A 23905-nucleotide genomic window follows, 5' to 3' on the forward strand; every position below is an offset into this window, starting at 1 on the left:
AAGGAGAAAGCAGATGTTACAATTTCATTAAAGTGTCTTGTAATACGTCACGCAGCAGCTCCGGCAGAAAATACTTTTTCTCAGTCGCATTTGCAAGCTCAGGATAAATGTATCCAAATGTAAACATATCAAGCGTGCCCACTGAATACACCCGCTCCGGCTCAAGCTGGCGTCCATTCACCAGTACCTCTTTTAACAACAGCTTATTCCCCGGAATGTCGTCAGGAGTCACTTCGAGGCCAGAATAAATCATTTTCCCCATTACTTTGCCGCGAAAACCAAGACCCTTAATTTCTAGCTGCTCAGTCTGTGGTCTATGCGCTTTAATAATGACCTCCCGCAATGTTTTTCCTGTAATAAGCAAACGGCATGGATTAATAGGATGAGGACAAATACGGTGAATATCCCGGCGCGTAATATGTCCCTGAGGAAGTGAATCAAGCAGCACTCCTGCATTCAGCATGCCAATTTCCGCATCACACCACTCCTTTAAAGAATCTGCGAGCATTTTATTGAATGCTGTTTCTTCATACCAATGTGCGTGCAAAGTTTCTTTTAATTCAACAACAGGCTCATTCATTAGCTGTTCACTTTCTTCCTGCAGCATCCGCATGCTCTGATCCATCCCAGCATCAGTATATCCGCCAAGAAGCTTAGAGGGGATCACACGTGCCTGCTTGCTTATAAGCTTCTTCTTTGTAAATTGCAGCTTGACATGCCCCACGTACTGTCCCCATTTCCCCGTACAACAAAGAAGGGTGTCGTTCACAAGCAGTCCGGTTTCAAACAAGTGATGCGTATGCGCACCAAGAATAACATCAATATCATAATGCTCAGCGATGTATTCATCCTCATTGCGCCCAAGATGAGATAAAAGAATAACCGCATCTGCCTGATGCCGAATCTCCGCCAATACCTCCTCTAACGCCTCATATGGGTCACTAACTTTCCAGCCAAGCTGCGAATAGAACGCCTCATATGCAACTGTAAGGCCAAAAAATGCAATGACAGCTCCGTTTGGCAATGTGTACAGATCATACAGCTTCGTCCAGCTCGGACGACTTCCGTTCTCTTCAAATAAATTTGCAAGCAGCACTTGAAACTTTGCTTCTTCATACAGCTCAGCTAATTGCTTTTTAGAGAGCGTAATGCCTTCATTATTTCCGATGGTTACATAATCGTACCCTGCCCCGTTCAATAGCTTTACATTCCCCTTGCCGCCCGTTGCTTCAGAAATCACATGGAATCTATCGATATGATCACCAATGTCTAATATAAAAGCAGCTTCTCCCTGCTGCTTATGCCTTTGTTTCTCCTGCCGGACAAACCGGGAAATAGAACTCCATTCTTCAAAATGACTATGTAAATCATTGGTATGGTATAAATGAACGACTGCTTCTTGGTCTGGTTTCAGAAAACAACACTCCTCTCTCCGTTTGCCCATCTTCTTTATCGTTTTTAGCTCAGAAGACTCCCTCCTCAACTTGTGTGGAGGCGGAAGTGTTCAACTTACTTGCGTACAATATAGAAGGAAATGACAATTGTACAAGTCTCTTACTTTAAATTATGTTATTTCAACAAGAAAAATCAATAAAAAGAGCAGGTTTCTAAAAGAGATTTTTTCTTAGAAAAGCGGACATAATCCGGTTTATCGGCTAAAGGAGCTATATCCGATAAGCTGCTTTATATTCAAATCAAACAGGCTTTAGGAACGTTCCCTAAAGCCTGTTTGATTTGTTTCACTATAACATCTAATCCGTTAAGGCAATAAGAGTCTTAACCGATAGAACCTTCCATCTCGAACTTAATGAGACGGTTCATTTCAACTGCATATTCCATTGGAAGCTCACGTGTGAATGGCTCGATGAAGCCCATAACAATCATTTCTGTTGCTTCCTGCTCAGAAATACCACGGCTCATGAGATAGAATAATTGCTCTTCAGATACCTTTGATACCTTCGCTTCATGCTCAAGTGAGATATTGTCGTTCAAAATCTCATTGTATGGGATTGTATCGGATGTGGATTGGTTATCCATAATGAGCGTATCACACTCGATGTTTGAACGGGAACCTTCCGCTTTACGACCAAAGTGAACAATACCACGATATGTCACTTTTCCACCGTGCTTTGAAATAGACTTAGACACAATTGTGGAGGATGTGTTTGGCGCTAAGTGAATCATTTTCGCACCTGCATCCTGATGCTGACCTTTACCAGCAATTGCGATAGAAAGCGTCAAGCCACGTGCACCTTCTCCTTTTAGGATAACCGCAGGGTATTTCATTGTCAGCTTAGACCCGATATTACCGTCAATCCATTCCATTGTCGCATTCGCTTCACAAACTGTACGCTTCGTTACAAGATTGTAGACGTTGTTTGCCCAGTTTTGAATCGTTGTATAACGGCAGTAGCCGCCCTTTTTCACGATAATTTCTACAACGGCACTATGCAGTGAGTTTGTTGTATAAACAGGAGCTGTACAACCTTCTACATAGTGAACGTGCGCATCCTCATCAACAACAATTAATGTACGCTCAAACTGTCCCATGTTTTCAGAGTTAATACGGAAATACGCTTGCAAAGGTGTATCAACCTTAACTCCTTTTGGAACGTAGATGAAAGAGCCTCCAGACCAAACTGCAGAGTTTAATGCTGAGAATTTGTTATCAGTTGGAGGAACTACCTTTCCGAAATGCTCACGGAAAATATCCTCATTCTCTTTAAGAGCACTGTCTGTATCTTTAAATACGATTCCAAGCGCTTCAAGGTCTTCCTTCATGTTGTGATATACAACCTCAGATTCATACTGAGCGGATACACCCGCAAGGTATTTTTGCTCTGCTTCCGGAATACCTAGTTTATCAAATGTTGCTTTAATTTCATCAGGTACTTCATCCCAAGACTTTTCGGACTTCTCAGATGGCTTTACGTAATACGTGATTTCATCGAAGTTTAAGTCATTTAAGTCTCCGCCCCATTGCGGCATTGGCATGTTGTAGAAATGCTCCAGTGACTTCAAACGGAAGTCAAGCATCCACTGTGGCTCACCCTTCATGCGGGAGATTTCTTCTACGATTTCTTTTGTTAATCCGCGCTTAGAACGGAAAATTGATACGTCTTTATCTTTAAATCCATATTTATAATCGCCGATATCCGGCATTTGCTTCGCCATTTTATTTCCCTCCTTAATATCCCGAGAGCATTAATTCTGATCGTGCAGTCCCTTCTCCATCGCCTTCCATGCGAGAGTGGCACACTTAATGCGTGCCGGGAATTTCGAAACGCCCTGAAGCGCTTCGATATCTCCTAAGTCTACACTATCATCATATTCTTTTCCTTGCATCATGTTGGAAAAAATTTCAGACAGCTTCAATGCGTCTTCCACTTTTTTCCCCTTTACTGCCTGCGTCATCATTGATGCAGATGACATGGAGATAGAACATCCTTCTCCTTCAAATTTCGCATCCTGTACAATGCCGTCCTCAACCTTCATTGTCAGCTGAATGCGGTCGCCGCAGGTTGGGTTATTTAAATCTACGGTTACACTGTCATCACCTAAAACACCACGGTTGCGAGGTTTTTTATAGTGATCCATAATCACTTGTCGGTATAATGCATCGAGATTATTAGAAGACATTTGTGAAATACTCCTTCGTCTTAATTAGCCCTTCAACAAATGCGTCCACTTCTTCTTCTGTATTGTATAGATAAAAGCTTGCCCGTGCTGTTGCTGACACCTTCAGCCATCTCATAAGCGGCTGAGCGCAATGATGTCCCGCGCGAACCGCAATTCCTTCTACATCTAGCACAGTCGCAACATCATGCGGATGCACATCGTCGATATTAAATGTTACTAAACCAGCACGATGCTTTGGCCCGTAAATCGTCAAGCCATCCACTTCTGATAAGCGTTCCATTGCGTACTGTACCAATTTGTGTTCATGGGCTTCAATGTTTTCAAGACCAAGATCCTCCAGAAAGTCGATCGCCGCACCAAGTCCGATAGCACCACCGATAATTGGTGTACCTGCTTCGTGCTTCCATGGAAGCTCCTTCCATGTTGATTCGTATAAATCTACAAAATCAATCATTTCGCCGCCAAACTCTGCCGGCTCCATATTCTCCAAAATCTGCTTTTTGCCGTATAATACGCCTACGCCAGTCGGACCGCACATCTTATGGCTCGATAATACATAGAAGTCACAGTCTAAATCCTGTACATCGATCTTCATATGCGGTGTGCTTTGCGCTCCGTCTACCACCATAATCGCACCATTGCGATGCGCGATTTCAGCGATTTCCTTGACTGGGTTAATCGTGCCAAGCACATTGGAAACATACATAACAGATACGATCTTCGTATTCGATGTAACTGTTTTTTCCACATCCTCAAGAGAAATCGTACCATCCTCTTGAAGAGGGATGTATTTTAATGTTGCCCCTTTTTTCTTTGCTACCTGCTGCCATGGAATAATATTCGCGTGGTGCTCCATATACGTTATCACGATTTCATCACCAGCACCAACATGCTCCATACCGTAGCTGCTAGCAATCATATTTAACGCTGTTGTCGTTCCGCGTGTAAATACAATTTCTTGCATGGAACGGGCATTAATAAACTTCCGAACCTTCTCACGCGCTCCTTCGTACGCATCAGTTGCTTTCGTACCAAGTGTATGAACACCGCGATGTACGTTGGAATTATACTCTTTATAGTAATGATCCAGCGCCTCAATAACAGAAAGCGGCTTTTGTGAAGTTGCAGCATTATCCAAATACACAAGCTGTTTACCGTTCACCTGCTGATGAAGAATGGGAAACTGTTGGCGTATTGCTCCAATATCCATTAGCGAACTTTCCTTTCAATGACCTCAACAAGCTGTGCCTTTACTCCTTCAATTGGAAGCTCGTTCACAACTGGTCCCAAGAAGCCATGGATTACTAGGCGTTCAGCCTCTTTCTTAGGAATACCGCGGCTCATTAGATAATAGAGCTGCAACGGATCTACGCGTCCTACAGAAGCTGCGTGTCCTGCCATTACATCATCTTCATCAATTAACAAGATTGGATTTGCGTCACCGCGCGCTTTTTCGCTCAGCATCAGCACACGAGATGTCTGCTGCGCATCCGATTTGGAAGCACCATGCTCGATTTTGCCAATACCATTAAAAACAGATGTTGCTGCATCCTTCTGTACACCGTGCTTTAAGATATTACCTGCAGAGTTTTTACCAAAATGCACAACGCTTGTTGTGAAGTTTTGGATTTGCTCACCGCGGCCGACTGTTACTGTTTTTGTATCACCAACAGAGCCATCACCCATCAGGTTTGTAATATTCTCAGAAATCGTATTGCCATCGTTCATTAAGCCAAGCGCCCACTCTAAACGAGCATCACGGCCAACTGTACCACGGCGGTTTACATAAGTCGTGATCCCTTTAGAAAGGAGATCAACCGCACCAAATTTCACTAGTGCCCCTTGCTCAGCAATTACTTCAGCAATGATATTTGCAACACCTGTTGTATTTTCATTCGCTACGTAGTTTTCCACATATGTTACAGAGCTGTTTTCATCCGCCACAACAAGAACGTGGTTATATACGTTAGCTTCTTCACTATCTACAACAAATACAGCTTGAAGCGGAGTTTCAAGTACAACGTTCTTCGGAACATATACAAACGCGCCGCCGTTAATTAACGCTGCATGAAGAGCTGTTAAGCGATGCTCATCGATCTTAACACCCTTTGTCATCAAATACTTTTGCACTAAATCACTGTGCTCACGAGCTGCCGTTACGATATCTGTGAAGATAACGCCTTTTGCCTTTGCTTCTTCAGATAATACAACGAGAGCTGGTGTGCCGCTGCGCTGTACAAGTACGTTTTTCTCTTCTTCTGTGTTGAAAAGCTTTTTTACATCCTCTGGAAGCTCTTCAAGAGAACTTACAGCCTCTTGCTTTGCCGTACGTCCCGTACCGATGAAATCCCACTTGCCGATTTTCGTTTTGTCCGGCTTCGGCATTGGAAGTGCATCTGCTTTAGCAAGGGCTTGTAAGCGAAGCTCCGTCAACCATGCAGGCTCTCCGCTTGCCAATTGACGAACATAGTCTTGATCGAATGGTAGTGTACCGATTGTCATGATTATCCTCCTATCCGCTTACGCTTCTTGCTCTGCTTCGTCTTCGATGCCGAGTTCCTTTTTAATCCAGTCATATCCTTCTGCTTCTAGACGTTGTGCCAATTCTGGACCACCAGATTTTACAACGCGACCGTTCATCATAACGTGTACAAAATCAGGCGTGATGTAGTTAAGAAGACGTTGATAGTGCGTGATAATTAAGCAACCAAAGTCTTCACCACGCATTTCGTTGATTCCTTTAGAAACAACCTTTAACGCATCGATATCTAATCCAGAATCGATTTCATCTAAGATAGCAAACTTCGGCTGAAGCATCATTAATTGAAGAATTTCGTTACGCTTCTTTTCGCCCCCAGAAAAGCCTTCGTTTAAATAACGCTGTGCCATTGCGGAATCCATTTCCAAGAAGTCCATGTTTTTGTCCAATGTACGGATGAATTTCATTAGAGAAATTTCATCGCCCTCTTCACGACGTGCATTCATTGCAGAGCGAAGGAAGTCTGCGTTTGTTACGCCGTTAATTTCGCTTGGGTATTGCATTGCCAAAAATAGACCTGCGCGAGCTCTCTCGTCAACTTCCATTTCTAATACATCTTCAGCATCAAGCGTAATGCTTCCGCTTGTTACTTCATATTTCGGATGACCCATAATTGCAGAAGATAACGTTGATTTACCCGTTCCGTTCGGACCCATGATTGCATGGATTTCTCCGCCTTTTACTTCAATGTTTACGCCTTTTAAGATTTCTTTTTCATCAATGGATACATGCAGATCCTTAATTGTTAAAGTTGAACCAGCCATCACAATACCTCCAGTTTATTTCTATATAGAAGAAAAATTGTTATAGAACTTTCACATTCTCATTTTATTCTCATTCTTATTTTATATCAATTAAAATTATATATCAAACAGTTATAAAATTTTCGGAATTTTCTAACCACTAAACACCCAACTGCTTTGTACCATTTTATCATTTGTATTTTTTTGTGTTTTACGCTTCCTTCAAACGCACTGTATGTATTTTTTGAACCCTCCGCGCAACTATACGTTCTTAAAGTGTAAAATGAACTCGAGCACCATTATACTACACTATCCTCAAAAAAAATAATGTGCTTGTCTAAATTGCTTGCAAAAAAACAGGCTCTATATGCACTTGAATTAGGAAATATGTTATAGAGCTCCCGCAGCAGCATGAAGGCCCTGCTAAAGCGCCTAACTTTCACTTTTAATCTGAAGTACTACATATGGTCTCCGACTAGCAAGCCGTTAAGCGAGGACAGGGACGTAGTTGCCCTTGCACTGCATTCCTAAAATTTCCGACTGCGTCAAAATGGCTTCTAGCTGGAAATTTATACTTTCCTACAGTGGAATCAAAAGAACCCCTGCGGGAATCACAGGGGTTCTTTTCAGCCTTGAAGCCTTCAAAACCTACCGGACTTCAAATGATTTATTTACTTGCAGGGATAACAGCACCTTGATATTTTTCTTGAATGAAATCTTGAATTTCTTTAGACTGCAGTACATCTACCAATGTTTGCAGTTCTTTACGCTTTTCATCACCCTTGCGGACAACTACTAAGTTAGAAGGAACAACATCACTTCCTTCAAACGCAATGCCGTATTTTTTAATATCTACTTTCCCCTCAAGCGCATAGTTTGTGTTAATTACCACAGCATCTCCTTCCCCATTTTTAAAGGAAGTAGCGAGAAGTTTCGCCTCAATCAATGTTGAAAAGTCTAGTTTCTTTGGATTTTCTACGATATCTTCCACACGTGCATTCGCACCAACGCCCTCTTTAAGCTTGATTAACCCAGCTTTTTCAAAAATCGGAAGAATACGTCCATGGTCACTGAACGAGTTGCTCATAATAATTTTTGCACCTTCTGGAAGATCCGCTAAGCTTTTGTACTTTTTAGAATAAATTCCAATCGGCTCCTTATGAACTTCACCAATGCTCACAAAGTCATAACCTTTTTTCTCCATCTCTAAGTCTAAATACCCTGGAGTTTGGAAATAGTTTGCATCAATTTCTTTTTCCTTTAATGCAACGTTTGGTAAAACATAGTCTTGAAACACCTTAACTTCAAGATCAATTCCTTTTTTTGCAAGCAATGGCTTTGCTGCTTCTAAAATTTCAGCATGCGGAACAGCGGATGCACCGACAATTATTTTTGTTTTTCCATCAGCTGTTTTTTCCTTTGTAGTGTCTGTTCCGCCGCAAGCCGCTAAAGCAAGAACAAAAACAGCTACAATGAGACTAAGCAGTTTTTTCATTTTGCGTTCCTCCCTAATTACCTTTTATCTAACTTTTTAGTAAAATAATCTCCAGTAAACTGGATGATAAACACAAGAATTAAAATAGCCACTGTCGCAACAAATGTTAATAATGGATTGCTTCCTTGGAATCCTTCTAAATAGGCAAAGTTTCCAAGCCCTCCAGCTCCGATAACGCCGGCCATGGCCGTATAGCTAACAAGAGCGATCGCCGTAACAGTAATCCCTGAAACTAAGGCTGGCAATGCTTCTGGTATAAGCACCTTAAAAATGATTTGTCCATTAGAAGCTCCCATCGCATAAGACGCCTCTATAACACCTTTATCAATCTCGCGGAGCGCAATTTCGACCATGCGGGCATAAAACGGTGCTGCACCAATGATTAAAGCAGGCAGTGCAGCATTGGCTCCTAGAATACTTCCCACAAGTAACTTTGTAAACGGAATAAGCAGTACAATCAATATAATGAAGGGGATTGAACGAAATATGTTTACAAACAATCCAATCACCGTATTGACAGCCTTGTTTTCCCACATATTACCTTTATTAGTTAAAAACAAAAGTAATCCTAATGCTAGTCCTAGAATGAATGTAACTGTAACTGAAATAGCTGTCATATAGATGGTTTCTTGCGTTGCATCGATTAGTTTTTCCAATTTAATTAGCTCTAACCACTCATTGTTCATATTCGACCACCTCAACTTCTACCATCTTACCTCGAATAAAAGCAATGGCTCTTACAATCTCCTCATTCTTACCTTGAAGCTGAACAAACAATGTCCCATAGGAGCCTTTTTGCGTTTGGGAAATTTCTCCTTGCAAAATATTAACATCCACTTCAAAATGACGAATCAAATCCGTAATAAGGGGCTTCTCCGCAGCATCACCAACAAATGTTAATTTTACAATCTTCCCGCCTGGATACTTATGAAGCAGTTGTCCAATTGTTTCTCTTGCTTCATCTGATTCAGTAACCTGCTGCACAAACTTTTTGGTTGTTGCATGTTTGGGATGTTTGAATACTTCCAGAACTTCGCCTTGCTCCACAATGTTCCCACTCTCAATAACAGCCACACGATGGCAAATTTTTCGAATTACATGCATCTCATGAGTAATGAGCACAATCGTCAAGCCGAGTCTTTCATTAATATCAACTAATAAATCCAAAATAGAATCTGTTGTTTGCGGATCAAGAGCAGATGTTGCTTCATCACACAGCAGTACCTTTGGATTATTTGCAAGCGCACGCGCTATGCCAACACGCTGCTTTTGCCCGCCGCTAAGCTGTGATGGATACGCATCTCCCCGCCCCTCTAGTCCAACCAAACGAATAAGTTCATCAACACGTTTTTGGCGCGCTTCTTTTGGAACCCCAGCGATTTCTAATGGAAACGCTATGTTTTCGCGTACCGTACGGGACCAAAGAAGATTAAAATGCTGGAAAATCATCCCGATTTCTTGACGAGCCTTGCGCAGCTCCTTGCCGCGAATCGCAGAAATAAGACGCCCTGCCACTGTAATACGGCCGGAAGTGGGCTTTTCCAGCTGATTCAGCATACGTATTAATGAGCTTTTCCCAGCTCCGCTATATCCAATAATGCCAAAGATTTCTCCTTGGCGAATCTCTAAATTTGCATCATGAACAGCTGTAACTGTTCCACTTTTTGAACGGTAGATTTTCTGGACGTTCTCTAGTAGAATCAATATCCTCTCACCTCTTCATTACATCATATTTTACAGTAAAAAAACCTCTCTGCTTCAGACAAGCAGAAAGGTTTCGAACAATCGCCGTATATCCTTTCCTCTCATCTCTCAAAGCATTCGCTTCGCAGGAATTGGCACCATTTCAACATGTGCTGACGGTTGCCGGGCTTCACAGGGCTCAGTCCCTCCACCTCTCTTGATAAGAGAACATCAAGCATAAATTACCTGATGTGTTTCATGTTTTATCATATCATTGAAATTCTATCAATCTCACATATCTATGTCAACAATAATAAATTATTATTTTAAGAAAATCATAAAGTAAATTACGCCATGATTTTAATACATTTCTCTATACTTAAAATACAGAAAATTATTATTTTTGAAATTTTTCAAAAAAATATAAATATGCAAAAAAAAAAGCGAGCATTTAAGCTCCCTTTTCTAACGGCTTGCATATATGAAACAGCGATTCTGCCAATAAAAGTGTTCGGTATGATCCTATATACTCCGTTCCCTTCCACCTTAGCAGCAGTTGTAACCGAACAAGACCGCTTACTAAACTATGTAAGTCCTCTTCTTTCCAAAATGTAATCGTATCTGTTCCCTTTATTCCTTCTAACAATGTGATTTCATGGCGTGACATTTTTAAAGCACAGCTTTCTTCCTTAAACCGAAAACACATAACCTTTTCCTCCAAAGGCAAAAGCGGCTCTAAATGCTGCTGAGTGCTTGCATAATTTGCAAACGACCGCAACAATGCTTGTAACGTCATTTCCATCACTCCTCGTGAATAAGGTGTTGTATATATTTTCCATTTATTCACAGAGCAACCCTTTAATAATAGCTCGACATTTTCTTCTTATTTCTTAGGAAATATGTCGAGTTTTTGCAATTCATTATAAATAAAGTCTACTGACTGGAACGCGTACATTCGTTTCGCAACAATGCCGCGCTTGAAAACAAGCAGGCACGGCACACTTTCAATCTCATATCGCTCCGCCAAATAAGGAGCATAATTGAGATTGACTGTACCGACTGTAAGCTCAAGCGCCGCCTCTACAACTGTTAACATCCTCTTCGCAAGCTGGCACGTTCCACACATGGGCGTCTGCACATAAAGAACTGTTGCTTCTTCCTCTTGAATGTTGCTTTCCACATCTTCCCCTGTCCATTCAATCATTCACGTCATCCTTACTTTAAAAATTCTGCATACACGTCTATATCTGCTCCAAGCAACACGCTTGCAAGGTGCTGCACTGGTGCTGTCGCTACTTCCCGGTACGTACGGTCAATATACAAATGTTCTGCATGCGGGAATTCACGCTTGAATTGCCTGCGAAGCTTCTCGCCTGCTTCATCTGCATCAACCAGTATGTACACCTCTTTATCATAGAGCTTGTCAACAAATTCGTCCATTTTAGATGAACTGATCGTTCCATTTGTGCATACGATTTCTACAGGCTCTTTAATAAGATTTGCAATTTTCTTCTTATCGGATCTTCCCTCAACAATTATCACTTTTTCCATTTCCATCACTGTGCATCACCCGACTAATGTAGACTATGATACAACCTTAATATATAGTATATTCTTTCTTTTCGTCTTGTTTCCTGTTTTATCGAAACTGACCATACGCAAATATTGTCAATTTTGCTAAAGAAAACTCGTCGATTGACAAACCGGCAGGCGCAGACAGAGACGTAGTTGCACTTACACTTTATTCCTAAAATGTCCCGATATGTCGAGTTAACTTCTCGTTGGAAAATTTATATTTTTTTAAAGTGTAAAAAGCAAGAAGGAGACGGTTTGTCCGTCTCCTCATTCTTCACCCTTGATTTGTCATTTTCTCATATTGCTCAGCAGTTAATAAGCTATCAAGCTCAGTTGCATCCGCAAGCTCAACAACTACCATCCACGCACCTTCGTACGGAGACTCATTCACAAGCTCAGGGCTATCACTTAACTTTTCATTTACTTCCACAACTTTACCGCTCACAGGCGCATAAAGTTCAGAAACTGTTTTCACGGACTCTACGCTACCAAACGGCTCATTCGCCTTTAATGCAGCACCAACCTCCGGAAGCTCCACAAATACAATATCACCAAGCTCATGCTGCGCAAACTCAGTAATACCGACGATTACACGGCTCCCATCTACTTTCACCCATTCGTGCTCTTCAGAATAACGCAACTCTTTAGGAATGTTCATTTTTGTCCCCTCCATATTTTGTATCAATTATGTAAATGCCCAGTCGGCATTACAGCCATTCTCTCTCAAACTGCTCTTCATTAAAGCCAACTGTCACCTTGCTGCCATTTGTCACAATAGGACGCTTAAGCAGCATGCCATCGGATGCAAGCAGATCTAGCATTTCCTCTTCACTTGCCGTCTTCAATGTATCCTTTAAGCCAAGCTCGCGATACTTCATACCGCTCGTATTGAACAGTTTCTTCAAATCAAGATCGCTTGCCTGATGCAGCTTGCGCACCTCTTCCTTAGACGGCGGATTTTCTACAATATGTATCATGTTGTAGGAAATATCATGCCCTTCAAGCCATTTTTTTGCCTTTTGGCATGTTCCGCATTTCGGATAAGAATAAAATGTTACTGTCATACCTATCACCTGCCCTTTACTATCTGTATTGTAGCATAGATGGGTATTTTTTTCCTAATTTGCTCACCTATGGCAAGCTTTATACTACTCTTCGCTGTCTATTATGTTTATCCTGCAAAGTGTTCTTGTTCGCTATCGAGAACGATGTGCACTCTCACATATTTCAAAGCAGCAGTGTCCTCTTGATTTTGGCACACAACTTGCATGTATAAAAGGTGAATATAGTGAGAATAGGGGGAATGAGGATGGCTTACGCAACAAAAATGATCTACGCAGTACCAGGTGAACAGGGTGCAAAAATTTCATTTAAAAGCCGATACGACAATTTTATCGGAGGGAAATGGACAGCTCCAGTTGATGGACAATACTTTGATGCAATATCCCCTGTTACTGGGCGAGTGTTTTGTCAGGTAGCACGTTCACAGGCTGAGGATATAGAGCTGGCACTTGACGCCGCTCATGCCGCAAAAGACAAATGGGGCAAAATGTCAGTTGCAGATCGTGCAAACATTTTAAATAAAATCGCGGATCGCATGGAGCAAAATTTAGAAATGCTGGCCGTGGCAGAAACATGGGATAACGGAAAACCAGTTCGTGAAACTCTCAATGCCGATCTTCCGCTAGCAATTGATCATTTCCGTTATTTTGCAGGCTGCATCCGCGGACAAGAGGGTACGATTGGTGAGGTTGACCAAGATACTGTTGCGTATCATTTTCATGAACCTCTCGGCGTTGTGGGTCAAATTATTCCTTGGAACTTCCCGCTTCTTATGGCAACGTGGAAGCTTGCTCCTGCTCTCGCGGCTGGAAATTGCGTTGTGTTAAAGCCAGCAGAGCAGACACCTGTCAGCATTATGGTATTGGTAGAGCTTATTGCTGATTTACTTCCAGACGGTGTCCTGAATGTTGTAAATGGTTTCGGTCTTGAAGCCGGTAAGCCGCTTGCTTCAAGCAATCGCATCGCCAAAATCGCGTTTACAGGAGAAACAACAACAGGTCGTCTTATCATGCAGTATGCCTCGCAAAACCTGATCCCTGTTACGCTTGAACTAGGCGGAAAATCGCCAAATATTTTCTTTGAGGATGTGCTTGATGCAGATGATGATTTCTTTGATAAAGCAATCGAAGGATTCGTATTATTTGCATTGAACCAAGGTGAGGTTTGCACGTGCCCTTCGCGTGCGCTCATCCAAGAGTCCGTCTATGACCGCTTTATGGAGCGGGCCCTGCAACGCGTAAATGCGATTAAGCAAGGCAACCCGCTTGACCCTGACACAATGATTGGTGCACAAGCCTCCGCTGAGCAGCTTGAAAAAATTCTTTCCTATATTGATATTGGTAAACAAGAAGGTGCCGAGCTTCTAGCAGGAGGCGGGCGCAACGTATTAGATGGTGACTTAGAGAACGGCTATTATGTAAAGCCAACCGTATTTAGGGGTCACAATAAAATGCGCATTTTCCAGGAAGAAATCTTTGGTCCAGTTGTTTCTGTTACAACATTTAAAACACCGGAGGAAGCGCTCCAAATCGCCAATGATACGCTTTACGGCTTAGGTGCAGGCGTTTGGACACGCGATATCAACAAGGCATACCGCTTCGGCAGAGCGATTGAGGCAGGACGCGTTTGGACGAACTGCTACCACTCCTACCCTGCCCACGCGGCATTCGGCGGATACAAAATGTCAGGTATCGGCCGTGAAACACATAAAATGATGCTCAGTCACTACCAACAAACGAAAAATATGCTTGTGAGCTACAGCCCGAAAAAATTAGGATTCTTCTAAAAAACAAAAGCTTCCGCTTGCCTCTCGCAGCGGAAGCTTTCATATTAGGAGGTGTACACTATGGAAACAATACAGCGAGTTACCGCAACCGATGCAGCACTTTCGCTTATTCAGTATTTACAAAGTAAGCACGGTCCTCTTCTCTTTCATCAATCAGGCGGCTGCTGTGACGGAAGCTCGCCAATGTGTTATCCAGCAGGTGATCTTTTAATCGGAGATCATGATAAATTACTCGGTTATATAGGGGGCTGCCCATTTTATATTGCCCATGCACAATATGAGTATTGGAAACATACACAGCTTATTATTGATGTAGTGGATGGCAGAGGAGGAATGTTCTCACTCGAAGGACCAGAAGGAAAACGATTTTTAACACGATCGCGCGTATTTACCGCTCAAGAACTACAGCAGCTCTAGAAAAGCGGAATCGACACGATTTATCCCTAGAGGAAATGATTCTTCATAAATTTACTTTTTTGCAAATGGCAGGATTGTCTCCTGTCATTTTTTATATAAATGTGCCGATAAATCGTCCAATTCGTGCCGTTTTTTCGGCACGAATTGCCAAACTTTCGGCAAACGCTTTCATTTTGTGCACCCCTACACAGCTAAAAAGTTGGCATAGCTTTTGCTTTTATAAAAGATGTAGTGTGAAAATAAAAAAGGGGGAGATTTGAAAATGAATACAAATAAAATGATGAAGGCGGCCATTGTAAATGAGTTTAAACAGCAGCTTGAAATTAAAGAAGTACCGATTCCTGAAATCGGCTACGGTGAAGTGCTTGTCAAAATTAAAGCTTGCGGCGTCTGCCATACAGACCTTCATGCCGCACATGGCGATTGGCCGATAAAGCCAAAGCTTCCGTTAATTCCAGGACATGAAGGTGTCGGGATTGTAGAGGAAGTAGGTCCTGGCGTAACCTCCATTAAAGAGGGGGATGCAGTCGGCATTCCTTGGCTGTACTCCGCTTGCGGTGAATGCGAATATTGCTTAACCGGACGCGAAACATTATGTCCGCATCAATTGAATGCCGGCTATTCCGTGGATGGCGGCTATGCTGAGTATTGTAAAGCTCCTGCCAATTACATCGTTAAAATCCCAAATGGTCTCAGCTTTGAAGAGGTTTCTCCCATTTTCTGCGCTGGTGTGACAACGTATAAAGCATTAAAAGTATCCGAAGCGCAGCCTGGTGATTGGGTTGCGATTTACGGAATCGGCGGTCTCGGACACGTTGCCTTACAATATGCAAAAGCGATGGGCTTTAACGTAATTGCTGTTGATATTCAAGACGACAAGCTTGAACTAGCCACAAAGCTAGGTGCAGATATTACAATTAACGGCTTAAAGGTAGATCCTGTCCAAGAAATTTATGAACGTGTTGGCGGTGTCCAATCCGCTATCAGCGTCGCTGTAACAAAACGGGCTTTTGAACAAGCCTACCGCTCTGTGAAACGCGGCGGCACTCTCGTTGTTGTTGGTCTTCCAAACGATGAACTGCCAATCCCAATTTTCGATACTGTCTTAAATGGCGTAACGGTAAAAGGCTCCATCGTCGGAACGAGAAAGGATTTACAGGAATCCCTTGCCTTTGCAGCACAAGGCAAAGTTCGTACAAATATTGAAGTACAGCCGCTCGATAACATTAATGAAGTATTTCAGCGTATGGAAAAAGGACAAATTAATGGTCGCATTGTCTTAACGATGGCTTAAAATTTGTCTACAGTCGTATCCTCACTCTGCACACAAAATACTCTTGCCCCCGTGTAAAAACGGGGGTCTTGTATCAGATTAGCAAGGGTCCTGATTCAGCAAATCCAGTCTTATTCCTGATGCAAATAATACTCGCATTGCTTTAGTATGAGAAAAGATCAAACTGTGTCTGGTTCTTCTTATGTCCCAGTGTCCCCCTTTTTTTCATTCAACAAATAACGAAGCTTTCGCATTGTGATTTGCAAGCGTTTTGCTGCTTCACTCCGATTTCCAAGCGTATTTTGCAGCGCCTTAAGAATAAAAGCTTTCCCAATTTGGGATTCCAGCTGCTTGACCTGTGCAAGCACATCCTCAAGATGAACATCATCTTTTTTCTCAAATGTTGTTAAAACACTCTGACTCCATGTACGTAAATACTCCTCGAGCTCATGATTTTGTTTGCCCGTATCATCTGATTCCAGAGCGGACGGCATACGTATAGAGGCCCCCTCTGTATCCCAAAGTGGTAAATCCGCCTCTGTGATAACGGTCTGATCAGAATCAAGGAGCGCAATCGTTCTCGCGACAAAATTGGCAAGTTCCCGAATATTGCCTGGCCAGTGATACTCCTGTAAATGTCTGATCGCACCCTTACTAAATGATATATTTCCGCTTCCATACCGCTCTAGCATATGTTGAATCAACAATGGAATATCCTCTTGCCGCTCTCGAAGGGGCGGAATCTTTACATGAACGACATTCAATCTATAAAATAAATCCTCGCGAAAGGTTTTCTTTCGAACAGCTTCCTGTAAGTTTTCATTGGAGGCAGCAATTACTCTAGCATTTGTACGCAACACCGCTGTACCACCGACACGCATAAACTCGCGCGTCTCTAATACGCGCAGCAGCTTCACTTGAATTAGGTGGGAAGCCTCTGCTACCTCATCCAGGAATAACGTGCCTTTACTCGTAAGCTCAAACAGGCCTTTTCTCTGCTGCGCCGCCCCAGTAAAGGCCCCCTTCTCATGACCAAACAGCTCGCTCTCGAGAAGCGACTCGGAAATGGCCCCGCAGTTCACGCCAATAAACGCTTCCTTGCTGCGCGGACTCGCTTCATGAATAAAGTGAGCCAGTACCTCCTTGCCCGTGCCAGTCTCCCCTTCTATTAAAATATTTACCGGCTTTTGCGCTACCTTGTAAACAGTTTGAAGCAACTGCTTCATTTTCTCACTCTTCCCAATTACAAGACCGCTTCTTACTGCTGCCTCCTGTAAATACTGATTAACAGATTCATCTCCTCCGGCAAGCAGTTCATCTATTTGCTGCTCTAATATATCTATATCATCAAACGGTTTCTCCAAATAATTGCTTGCCCCCAGTTTCATGGCATCAACAGCTGTTTGAATCGTGCTGTAGCCTGTCATAATTACAGCTTTACATGCCGGCTGCTGCTGTTTCAAATATTCTAATAAGGATAGACCGTTTGCATCAGGGAGCTTGAGATCCAGTAAAGCGATATGAAAGCGCTGTTTTTTGAGATCAAGATAATAGAAATCCTTGCCGCTGTTTACTACTGTGACACGATATCCTTTCGACATAAATAAATGAGAAAGAAAGGTTCCTATTTCCTTTTCATCATCCACAATTAAAATCCGAATCAACAGTCACACCTCCGTATGATGTACAAACTGGAGAGGCAATCGCAGCGTAAACGTGCTACCCTCATACACACGGCTATGTACCTCAATTGCTCCACCGTGCGCCTTTGCAATACCAATACTAACTGATAAGCCGAGACCTGTTCCTTTTCCAACTCCTTTTGTAGTATAAAAAGGATGAAAAATTTGTGACAGCCTACTCTCTTCAATCCCAATTCCGTTGTCACTGATTGAAATACAAGCACAGTCCTGCTCCCAAAACGTCCGAACTACAATCTCTCCCCTTTCATAGTTCTTCTCTTCAATCGCATCTCTGGCATTTAACAGCAAGTTGATAATAACTTGTTCAATTTGCGACTGGCTGGCTTCAACAAGGGGCAGAGATGGCTCCAACAGTTGCGTGATCGTGATTCTTTGCTGCTTTAGCTGCCCCTGCAATAAATGAAGCACCTGTCCTATCGCTTCATTCAAAGAGCATGGAGAAAATAGATACTCATCCTGCCGAGAAAAGGTGAGCAAGCTTTTAATGATCGTTTTACAGCGGCTTCCGCAGCTATGAATATCCTTTAAAAGGGTAAAAGATGCATTCTGCTCCGCCGTACTTCGAAGCAGCAGCTGGGCATTTCCAAGAATAGCTGTTAACGGACTATTTAGCTCGTGTGCAATGCCTGCTGCCATCTCCCCGATTGCTGCCAGCTTTCCGGAGTGCTGCAGTTGCAATTCAACTTTTCGTTTTTCTGTTACATCCTTGATATATGCAATAACGCCATAGACCTGCTGCTCATTATTCTGAACCGGATATGTATACATCTCACAAATGGATCCATTCGGAAAATAGACTTCTATATATCCAGGCTTTTTGGACAGAAAGGTTTCTCTCAAGAGCTCCTTGTGCATCTCGTGTAACATCGGCACATCCAAACCGCCTTCCATCTGGAAAAACTCCCTCACAGCGTCATTACATTGCAGCACTCGCAGTTCTTCATCAAATACGATAATCATATCATTCACTGCTTTAAACGTATCCTCCCATTGCTGCTTGCCCCGAAGCACCTCATTGTATAACTGGGCATTTTCGATACTTACGGCGAGATGATCAGTTAGCTGCTCTAAAAACGCAAGATCATCTATTCCCCAGTCTGAGCTACCACGGCAGCCGATGCTTAAAATACCGATCCTTTTCTTTTTACTATAAATCGGAAGTATTAACACTGTGCTAATCCCTAGCTCAAGTAAGTGCGGCTTCTCATAAAAAGAGGCTTGCTCCTCAATTAAATCCTGAAAAATAGTTTGTCTCTTGCTTAATGCAGACCAATATAAGGAGTTTTCATGCGGAATCGGAGTTCCAACTTCCAATGTATAGCTGTCCTTCGGATAAACATTAGTTAAAATAAGCTGTGAATCATGCAGCAGCAGCAGACTAAAGCGTTCAAATTGAATCAGCGCCCGAAGCTTCTCAATGACATTTTGCAAAATTTCCTCTGGCGACATATCAACCTTCATACTTTTCATCACTTCGCTAATAATTTCGAGCTGCATATTTTTTTTACGAAGCTGACCAACTGTTTCTTTCAATTCCGTATAGTAATTACGCTTTGAAGATTTAACACCCGTTAAAAGGGCAATCATTTCTTGTTTGTCCTCAAGCATATATCTTCCTCCTAAAGAGCCCGGGCTAACAAGTTTTTTGCCTGCTCTAACGTCATATCACGCGGATTCGTAATCATGCAGGCATCCTCAAGTGCCGTTAAGCAAATGCTGTGGATTACGCTATCCGTAATGCCAAGATCGCTCAGCCGTTGCGGCGTTCCAATATCAATTGATAGCTCTTGTACAAACCGGATTGCTGCATTTCCCGCCTCTCGCTGCGTTAGTACCCGTGTATCAATCCCCATACACTCGGCAATCTGCCCGAATCGCCCCGGAGCAGCTATAAAGTTAAAGTCCATCACATGAGGAAGCAAAATCGCATTAATTTCACCATGAGGAACAGGGGACATACCGCCAATCGCATGGGAAATAGCATGCGCTGCTCCTAAAATCGCATTAGAAAAAGCAAGGCCAGCCTGCAAACTTGCCATCGCCATCGCTTCCTTTGCCTCTGCATTGGTTCTTGAAGCAACAGATGGACGTAAATGAGCAGACACAAGAGAAAGTGCACTTTTTGCCTGCACGTCCGTCAGCGGCGTAGCTGCGATACTCACATACGACTCAATGGCATGTGTGAGTACGTCTAGACCTGTAGATGCTGTTAATGCACTATCTTTCGTGATTAACGTATACGGATCTATTATCGCGATATCCGGAACTAATGTTTTTGAAATAATTGTCATTTTTTTCTTGCGATGAGAATCTGTAATCACCGAAAACTGCGAAACTTCAGAACCAGATCCTGCTGTTGTCGCAATCATCACCATAGGAGGAAGCGGTTTTTCAATTTTATCAACGCCCTCATAGTCACGAATCGTACCACCATTTGCAGCTAACACAGCAATAGCCTTCGCCGCATCTAACGCACTCCCGCCCCCAACGCCAATAACCGCATCACATTCGTTTTCAATAAATGAGGCACAGCCGTTCACAACGTCCGTGTCCCTCGGATTTGTTGCAATATCCATAAACGTCGCAAACGGTAAGCCAGCTAGTCTACAGCAGTCCATTACCCTCTCCAGCCATCCCGCCTGCGCAACCCCCAAATCACTAACAATAAAAACCTTTTTCGCTCCTAGGCGCATACAAGCATCCGCTGCCTGTTGGATCGTGTTATTCCCAAAGATAATCTCCGGTGCTACAAATTTGCTAATACGCATCATTATCACCTATAAAAAGATTGATAGTATTACAATTATGTGAAAACATGTAAATTCCTGTTTGTTTTTGGAGATTTCTTATAAAGAAAACTCGCCGATTGGCGAGCCCTGCTCTTGGGTGAAGACAGAGGCGTAGTTGCACTTACACTTTGTTCCTAAAATTTCTTACTACGTCGAACTTGCTTCTAGCTAGAAATTTATACTTTCCTGCAGTACAAGAAACTTCTCCATCTCATTTTTGGATTTTGTTACCAGTAAATTATTATACAGGATATAATTGTATGTACTTCATAAAATAAGATAAAATTAAGATAAATTTTTCTTAACAGAAGGATAACATCAATGAAAAGCTTTATAGTAACTCTTATCTTAACAACAGTATATACCCTCGTATTTCCTTTCGCCTCCCATGCTGCCTCGCAGCAGCAGATCACTGCCAGACAGGGGGTTTTGGATGCCCGTTCTCTAGACCTGGCGCAAACTGTTCTTTCTCTTAAGGGTGAATGGGAATTTTATTGGCAAAGGTTAGAGACTCCCGAGCATTCTCATGGTAATAACAGTGCAATGATTGAAGTGCCAGCCGTATGGGCCGATGCAAGCTACACCGGTTCGCAAACATTAAAAAATGAAGGATACGGAACATATCGTCTCCGCATTATTCTGCCTAAACAAAACAAGTCAAAACCATTATCTCTATATATACCATCTATTGCTTCAGCTTATAAGCTTTGGGTAAACGGTAAATTAGCTGCGTCTAACGGAGTTGTTGGCACTAATAAAGAAAGCATGGAAGCTCAATCTTATTCAAAGGTTGTAACGTTTCAAACAAATACAAATGAAATTGAGCTGATCCTTCAAGTTTCCAACTTTACACAGCGGAAGGGCGGAATGTGGAAAAGCATCCAGTTTGGCAGCGATGCTCTTATTCGTCAAGCAAGAGAATACTCAGTTTTAAAGGACAGCTTTCTCGCAAGCAGTCTTTTTGTCCTAGGCTCGTTTCAGCTTATTCTCTATTTGTTTCATAGAAAAAATCTATTATCTTTATTTTTAGGCTGTTTTTGCTTACTTATGACCTTACGTACTCTATTAGTCGGGGACCGGCTCCTTATCGACTGGATCCCTTCCATCTCATGGGAATTTAGCGTGAAACTAGAATACTTAACATCTTATATTGGCTGCTTGTTGTTATTTACCTTTGTCACCTATTTATACCCTGAAGAATCGAACCGGTTTATTGCTAAGGTATTTGCGGCTATTTGTATAGGTTTCAGCCTTACTACGTTGCTTCCTGCCATTTATTTCACAAAATGGATATTTATATTTCAAATTTTTTTAGTTCCAATCTTACTGTATATCATATATATCATCATCCGTGCGGCTATTCGAAAAAGGATTGGCGCACTTATAAATTGTGTCATGCTGATCATTATAATCATTTGTATTTTAAATGATATTTTCTACTATCATTTTTTTTCAATCGGTACAGATGCTGTACCATTAGGGGCGTTTATCACTTTATTTGTCCAATCGCTAATTATTGCACAAAGGTCATCCTATGCCTTTATAAAGGTAGAGCGTTTATCTGCTGAGCTACTGCAAGTCAACTACTCCTTAGAGGAAAGAATCACGCAGCGTACGATGGAACTGAAGAATATGAATGAAGAGCTGCAGAGAACAAACGAAGCATTACAAACAATCGAACAAACACGGCAGCAGTTTTTCTCTACTATTGCTCATGAATTCGGAACACCTATGCAGTCGATTCAAGGCTATCTGCAATTGCTGCAAGAAGGCTTACCGCTAAAAGAACAGCAAAAGTATTTGCAAGTTGTTTACGAAAAAACAAAGCTCTTGAACCGACTTTCCATCGACCTGCTCGAACTGGCAAAAATGGAGGAAAATCAAATTCAATTTTATTTTGAAGAAGTGGAGATAAAGGAGCTGCTTTCCTATTTTTCTCAACAATTCAAATTAGAAATCGAGCGTAACGGTCTATGCTGTGAGCAGACAGCTCTCATCTCTGTGCCCGCGGGGGGTAGGCTTTTTCTACGGATTGATTTTATCCGCTTAGAGCAAGTATTTTCTAACCTGCTGCAAAACGCTATCCGTCATACGCCTAAAGGGGGCAAAATCTCCTTGCATAGCGAGGCTTATTGCTATACCTCTCTAAATAACGAGGAACATTGGGGGATTCGGATTTTATTTTGTGACACCGGCTCAGGTATTGAATCGGAGTTGCTTCCTCATCTATTCAAACGTTTTGTCAAAGGAAAGCAATCCTCCTCAAAAACAGGAACAGGTCTTGGCTTAGCCATTTGTCAGCAAATTATAAAACATCATGGTGGCACGATTTCTGTCAGCAGTGAGTTGGGAAAAGGAAGTCAATTTACTATCACCCTACCAGCATTTTTACAAAAAGGAGCGGAAGAGCAATGAATAGAAGAATTTTAATAGTAGAAGATGACTCTGAAATATTGGACTTGCTGATAATTGCTTTAGAGAAACAAGGCTATAATGCTCTCGGCTGTCAAAACGGCATGGAGGCCCTTCGCCAATTCGAACAAAATCCGCCTGATCTTGTTTTGCTAGATATACAGCTTCCAGATATGGACGGCTTTCAAATTTGTCGACATATACGAAACGTATCAAATATTCCTATTATTTTCATCAGCTGTTTGAGTGATGGAAGCGACGTGATTCTCGGTCTTGAATTAGGAGCGGATGATTACGTCACAAAACCATTTGATATCTACCAGCTCTTTGCAAGAATTAAAGCGAATCTGCGTCGCGCACCGATATTTAATCGCGGAGCATTTCCTACTGTTTCCCTAGATCCGCAAAATAAGCTGCAACAACCTAATTCAGAGACCCAAAGATTGCATTTTGGCGACTTGGAAATTGACCTAATATATCAAAGAGCAGTAGTACGCGGCAAGACCTTGGCGCTATCTTATAAAGAGTTTTCTGTTCTTAGCTTACTTACCCAAAAGGTGAATCAGATTATCAGTGAGGCTGAACTGCATCACTGGATTTGGGGCACAGAAAGCAATGGGGATACCCGCACCTTGAGGGTCCATATTAGCAACCTGCGTAAAAAGCTTGAGGCGTATCCTCATTTGCCATCCTACATTCGAAATATTCGCGGCCAAGGCTATCAATTTGTTTGGGAGAGCTAGAGGCTAGGAACTGTGAAAAGAGCACAAAAGCAGCTAGAAAAGTGCT

22 protein-coding genes and 1 riboswitch are annotated in these 23905 nt (G+C 42.3%); of the genes, 5 read left to right on the forward strand and 17 right to left on the reverse strand.

Annotated elements, in window-relative coordinates; all coding sequences use genetic code 11:
• Nucleotides 1-16 precede the first annotated feature (16 nt).
• The 14 genes from EP737_RS17860 to EP737_RS17925 all read right to left on the reverse strand — a co-directional run bounded on the left by EP737_RS17860 (nt 17) and on the right by EP737_RS17925 (nt 12738).
• Complete coding sequence (locus EP737_RS17860; protein WP_129729453.1) at nt 17-1444, reverse strand: bifunctional metallophosphatase/5'-nucleotidase; 1428 nt, start codon at nt 1442-1444, stop codon at nt 17-19.
• A gap of 332 nt (nt 1445-1776) precedes the next feature.
• On the reverse strand, nt 1777-3174 hold the full coding sequence (gene sufB, locus EP737_RS17865) for a Fe-S cluster assembly protein SufB (protein WP_129729455.1): 1398 nt from the start codon (nt 3172-3174) through the stop codon (nt 1777-1779).
• Between the two features lie 30 nt (nt 3175-3204).
• The gene (gene sufU / locus EP737_RS17870; RefSeq protein ID WP_129729457.1) at nt 3205-3639 is read right to left on the reverse strand and encodes a Fe-S cluster assembly sulfur transfer protein SufU; all 435 of its coding nucleotides are present in this window, start codon (nt 3637-3639) and stop codon (nt 3205-3207) included.
• On the reverse strand, nt 3629-4849 hold the full coding sequence (locus EP737_RS17875) for a cysteine desulfurase (protein WP_129729459.1): 1221 nt from the start codon (nt 4847-4849) through the stop codon (nt 3629-3631). Before EP737_RS17875 ends, sufU begins: the two co-directional genes overlap by 11 nt.
• A complete protein-coding gene (gene sufD / locus EP737_RS17880; protein ID WP_129729461.1) occupies nt 4849-6141 on the reverse strand; it encodes a Fe-S cluster assembly protein SufD in 1293 nt (430 codons plus the stop codon). Before sufD ends, EP737_RS17875 begins: the two co-directional genes overlap by 1 nt.
• 18 nt (nt 6142-6159) lie before the next feature.
• Nucleotides 6160-6942, reverse strand: a complete 783-nt coding sequence (sufC, locus tag EP737_RS17885) for a Fe-S cluster assembly ATPase SufC (protein ID WP_129729463.1) — start codon at nt 6940-6942, stop codon at nt 6160-6162.
• Nucleotides 6943-7588: 646 nt separating this feature from the next.
• Nucleotides 7589-8416, reverse strand: a complete 828-nt coding sequence (locus tag EP737_RS17890) for a MetQ/NlpA family ABC transporter substrate-binding protein (protein ID WP_129729465.1) — start codon at nt 8414-8416, stop codon at nt 7589-7591.
• Between the two features lie 17 nt (nt 8417-8433).
• Nucleotides 8434-9102: a methionine ABC transporter permease gene (locus tag EP737_RS17895; protein WP_129729467.1), complete on the reverse strand. Its 669-nt coding sequence runs from the start codon at nt 9100-9102 to the stop codon at nt 8434-8436.
• On the reverse strand, nt 9092-10120 hold the full coding sequence (locus EP737_RS17900) for a methionine ABC transporter ATP-binding protein (RefSeq protein WP_129729469.1): 1029 nt from the start codon (nt 10118-10120) through the stop codon (nt 9092-9094). Before EP737_RS17900 ends, EP737_RS17895 begins: the two co-directional genes overlap by 11 nt.
• A 98-nt stretch (nt 10121-10218) precedes the next feature.
• Nucleotides 10219-10326, reverse strand: a riboswitch (SAM riboswitch).
• A 224-nt stretch (nt 10327-10550) separates the two neighbouring features.
• Nucleotides 10551-10895 carry a hypothetical protein gene (locus EP737_RS17905; protein ID WP_129729471.1) on the reverse strand — a complete coding sequence of 115 codons (345 nt, stop codon included), beginning with the start codon at nt 10893-10895 and terminating at the stop codon, nt 10551-10553.
• 87 nt (nt 10896-10982) lie between these two features.
• Complete coding sequence (locus EP737_RS17910) at nt 10983-11303, reverse strand: thioredoxin family protein (protein WP_129729473.1); 321 nt, start codon at nt 11301-11303, stop codon at nt 10983-10985.
• Between the two features lie 11 nt (nt 11304-11314).
• Nucleotides 11315-11659: a toprim domain-containing protein gene (locus EP737_RS17915; protein WP_129729475.1), complete on the reverse strand. Its 345-nt coding sequence runs from the start codon at nt 11657-11659 to the stop codon at nt 11315-11317.
• 289 nt (nt 11660-11948) lie between these two features.
• On the reverse strand, nt 11949-12332 hold the full coding sequence (gene gcvH / locus EP737_RS17920; protein WP_129729477.1) for a glycine cleavage system protein GcvH: 384 nt from the start codon (nt 12330-12332) through the stop codon (nt 11949-11951).
• Nucleotides 12333-12381: 49 nt separating this feature from the next.
• Nucleotides 12382-12738, reverse strand: coding sequence for an arsenate reductase family protein (locus EP737_RS17925; RefSeq protein WP_129729479.1), 357 nt, complete (start codon nt 12736-12738; stop codon nt 12382-12384).
• A gap of 263 nt (nt 12739-13001) precedes the next feature.
• On the opposite strand from EP737_RS17925, the gene adh reads away from it, so the two are divergent.
• The 3 genes from adh to adhP all read left to right on the forward strand — a co-directional run bounded on the left by adh (nt 13002) and on the right by adhP (nt 16233).
• A complete protein-coding gene (gene adh, locus EP737_RS17930; protein ID WP_129729539.1) occupies nt 13002-14522 on the forward strand; it encodes an aldehyde dehydrogenase in 1521 nt (506 codons plus the stop codon).
• Between the two features lie 60 nt (nt 14523-14582).
• Nucleotides 14583-14939 (forward strand): DUF779 domain-containing protein, encoded by a 357-nt coding sequence (locus EP737_RS17935; RefSeq protein ID WP_129729481.1) that lies wholly within the window; start codon nt 14583-14585, stop codon nt 14937-14939.
• A 280-nt stretch (nt 14940-15219) separates the two neighbouring features.
• The gene (adhP, locus tag EP737_RS17940) at nt 15220-16233 is read left to right on the forward strand and encodes an alcohol dehydrogenase AdhP (RefSeq protein ID WP_129729541.1); all 1014 of its coding nucleotides are present in this window, start codon (nt 15220-15222) and stop codon (nt 16231-16233) included.
• Between the two features lie 179 nt (nt 16234-16412).
• Here the strand turns inward: adhP and EP737_RS17945 are convergent, their stop codons facing one another.
• From EP737_RS17945 to EP737_RS17955, 3 genes are read right to left on the reverse strand one after another with little or no spacing between them, the layout of a single operon-like run.
• Nucleotides 16413-17876, reverse strand: coding sequence for a sigma-54-dependent transcriptional regulator (locus EP737_RS17945; RefSeq protein WP_129729484.1), 1464 nt, complete (start codon nt 17874-17876; stop codon nt 16413-16415).
• Nucleotides 17877-17879: 3 nt separating this feature from the next.
• The gene (locus EP737_RS17950; protein ID WP_129729486.1) at nt 17880-19523 is read right to left on the reverse strand and encodes a PAS domain-containing sensor histidine kinase; all 1644 of its coding nucleotides are present in this window, start codon (nt 19521-19523) and stop codon (nt 17880-17882) included.
• A gap of 11 nt (nt 19524-19534) precedes the next feature.
• Entirely contained in the window at nt 19535-20683 is a 1149-nt protein-coding gene (locus EP737_RS17955) for an iron-containing alcohol dehydrogenase (protein ID WP_129729488.1), read from the reverse strand.
• Nucleotides 20684-21025: 342 nt separating this feature from the next.
• Between EP737_RS17955 and EP737_RS17960 the strand changes: the two genes are divergently transcribed.
• Nucleotides 21026-23119 carry a sensor histidine kinase gene (locus EP737_RS17960; protein WP_129729490.1) on the forward strand — a complete coding sequence of 698 codons (2094 nt, stop codon included), beginning with the start codon at nt 21026-21028 and terminating at the stop codon, nt 23117-23119.
• On the forward strand, nt 23116-23859 hold the full coding sequence (locus tag EP737_RS17965; protein ID WP_129729492.1) for a response regulator transcription factor: 744 nt from the start codon (nt 23116-23118) through the stop codon (nt 23857-23859). The genes EP737_RS17960 and EP737_RS17965 overlap by 4 nt, the downstream gene beginning before the upstream one ends.
• The last annotated feature ends 46 nt before the right edge of the window (nt 23860-23905 follow it).

This window comes from Ectobacillus funiculus (genome assembly GCF_004138295.1).
Classification (GTDB): Bacteria; Bacillota; Bacilli; order Bacillales; family Bacillaceae_G; genus Ectobacillus; species Ectobacillus funiculus.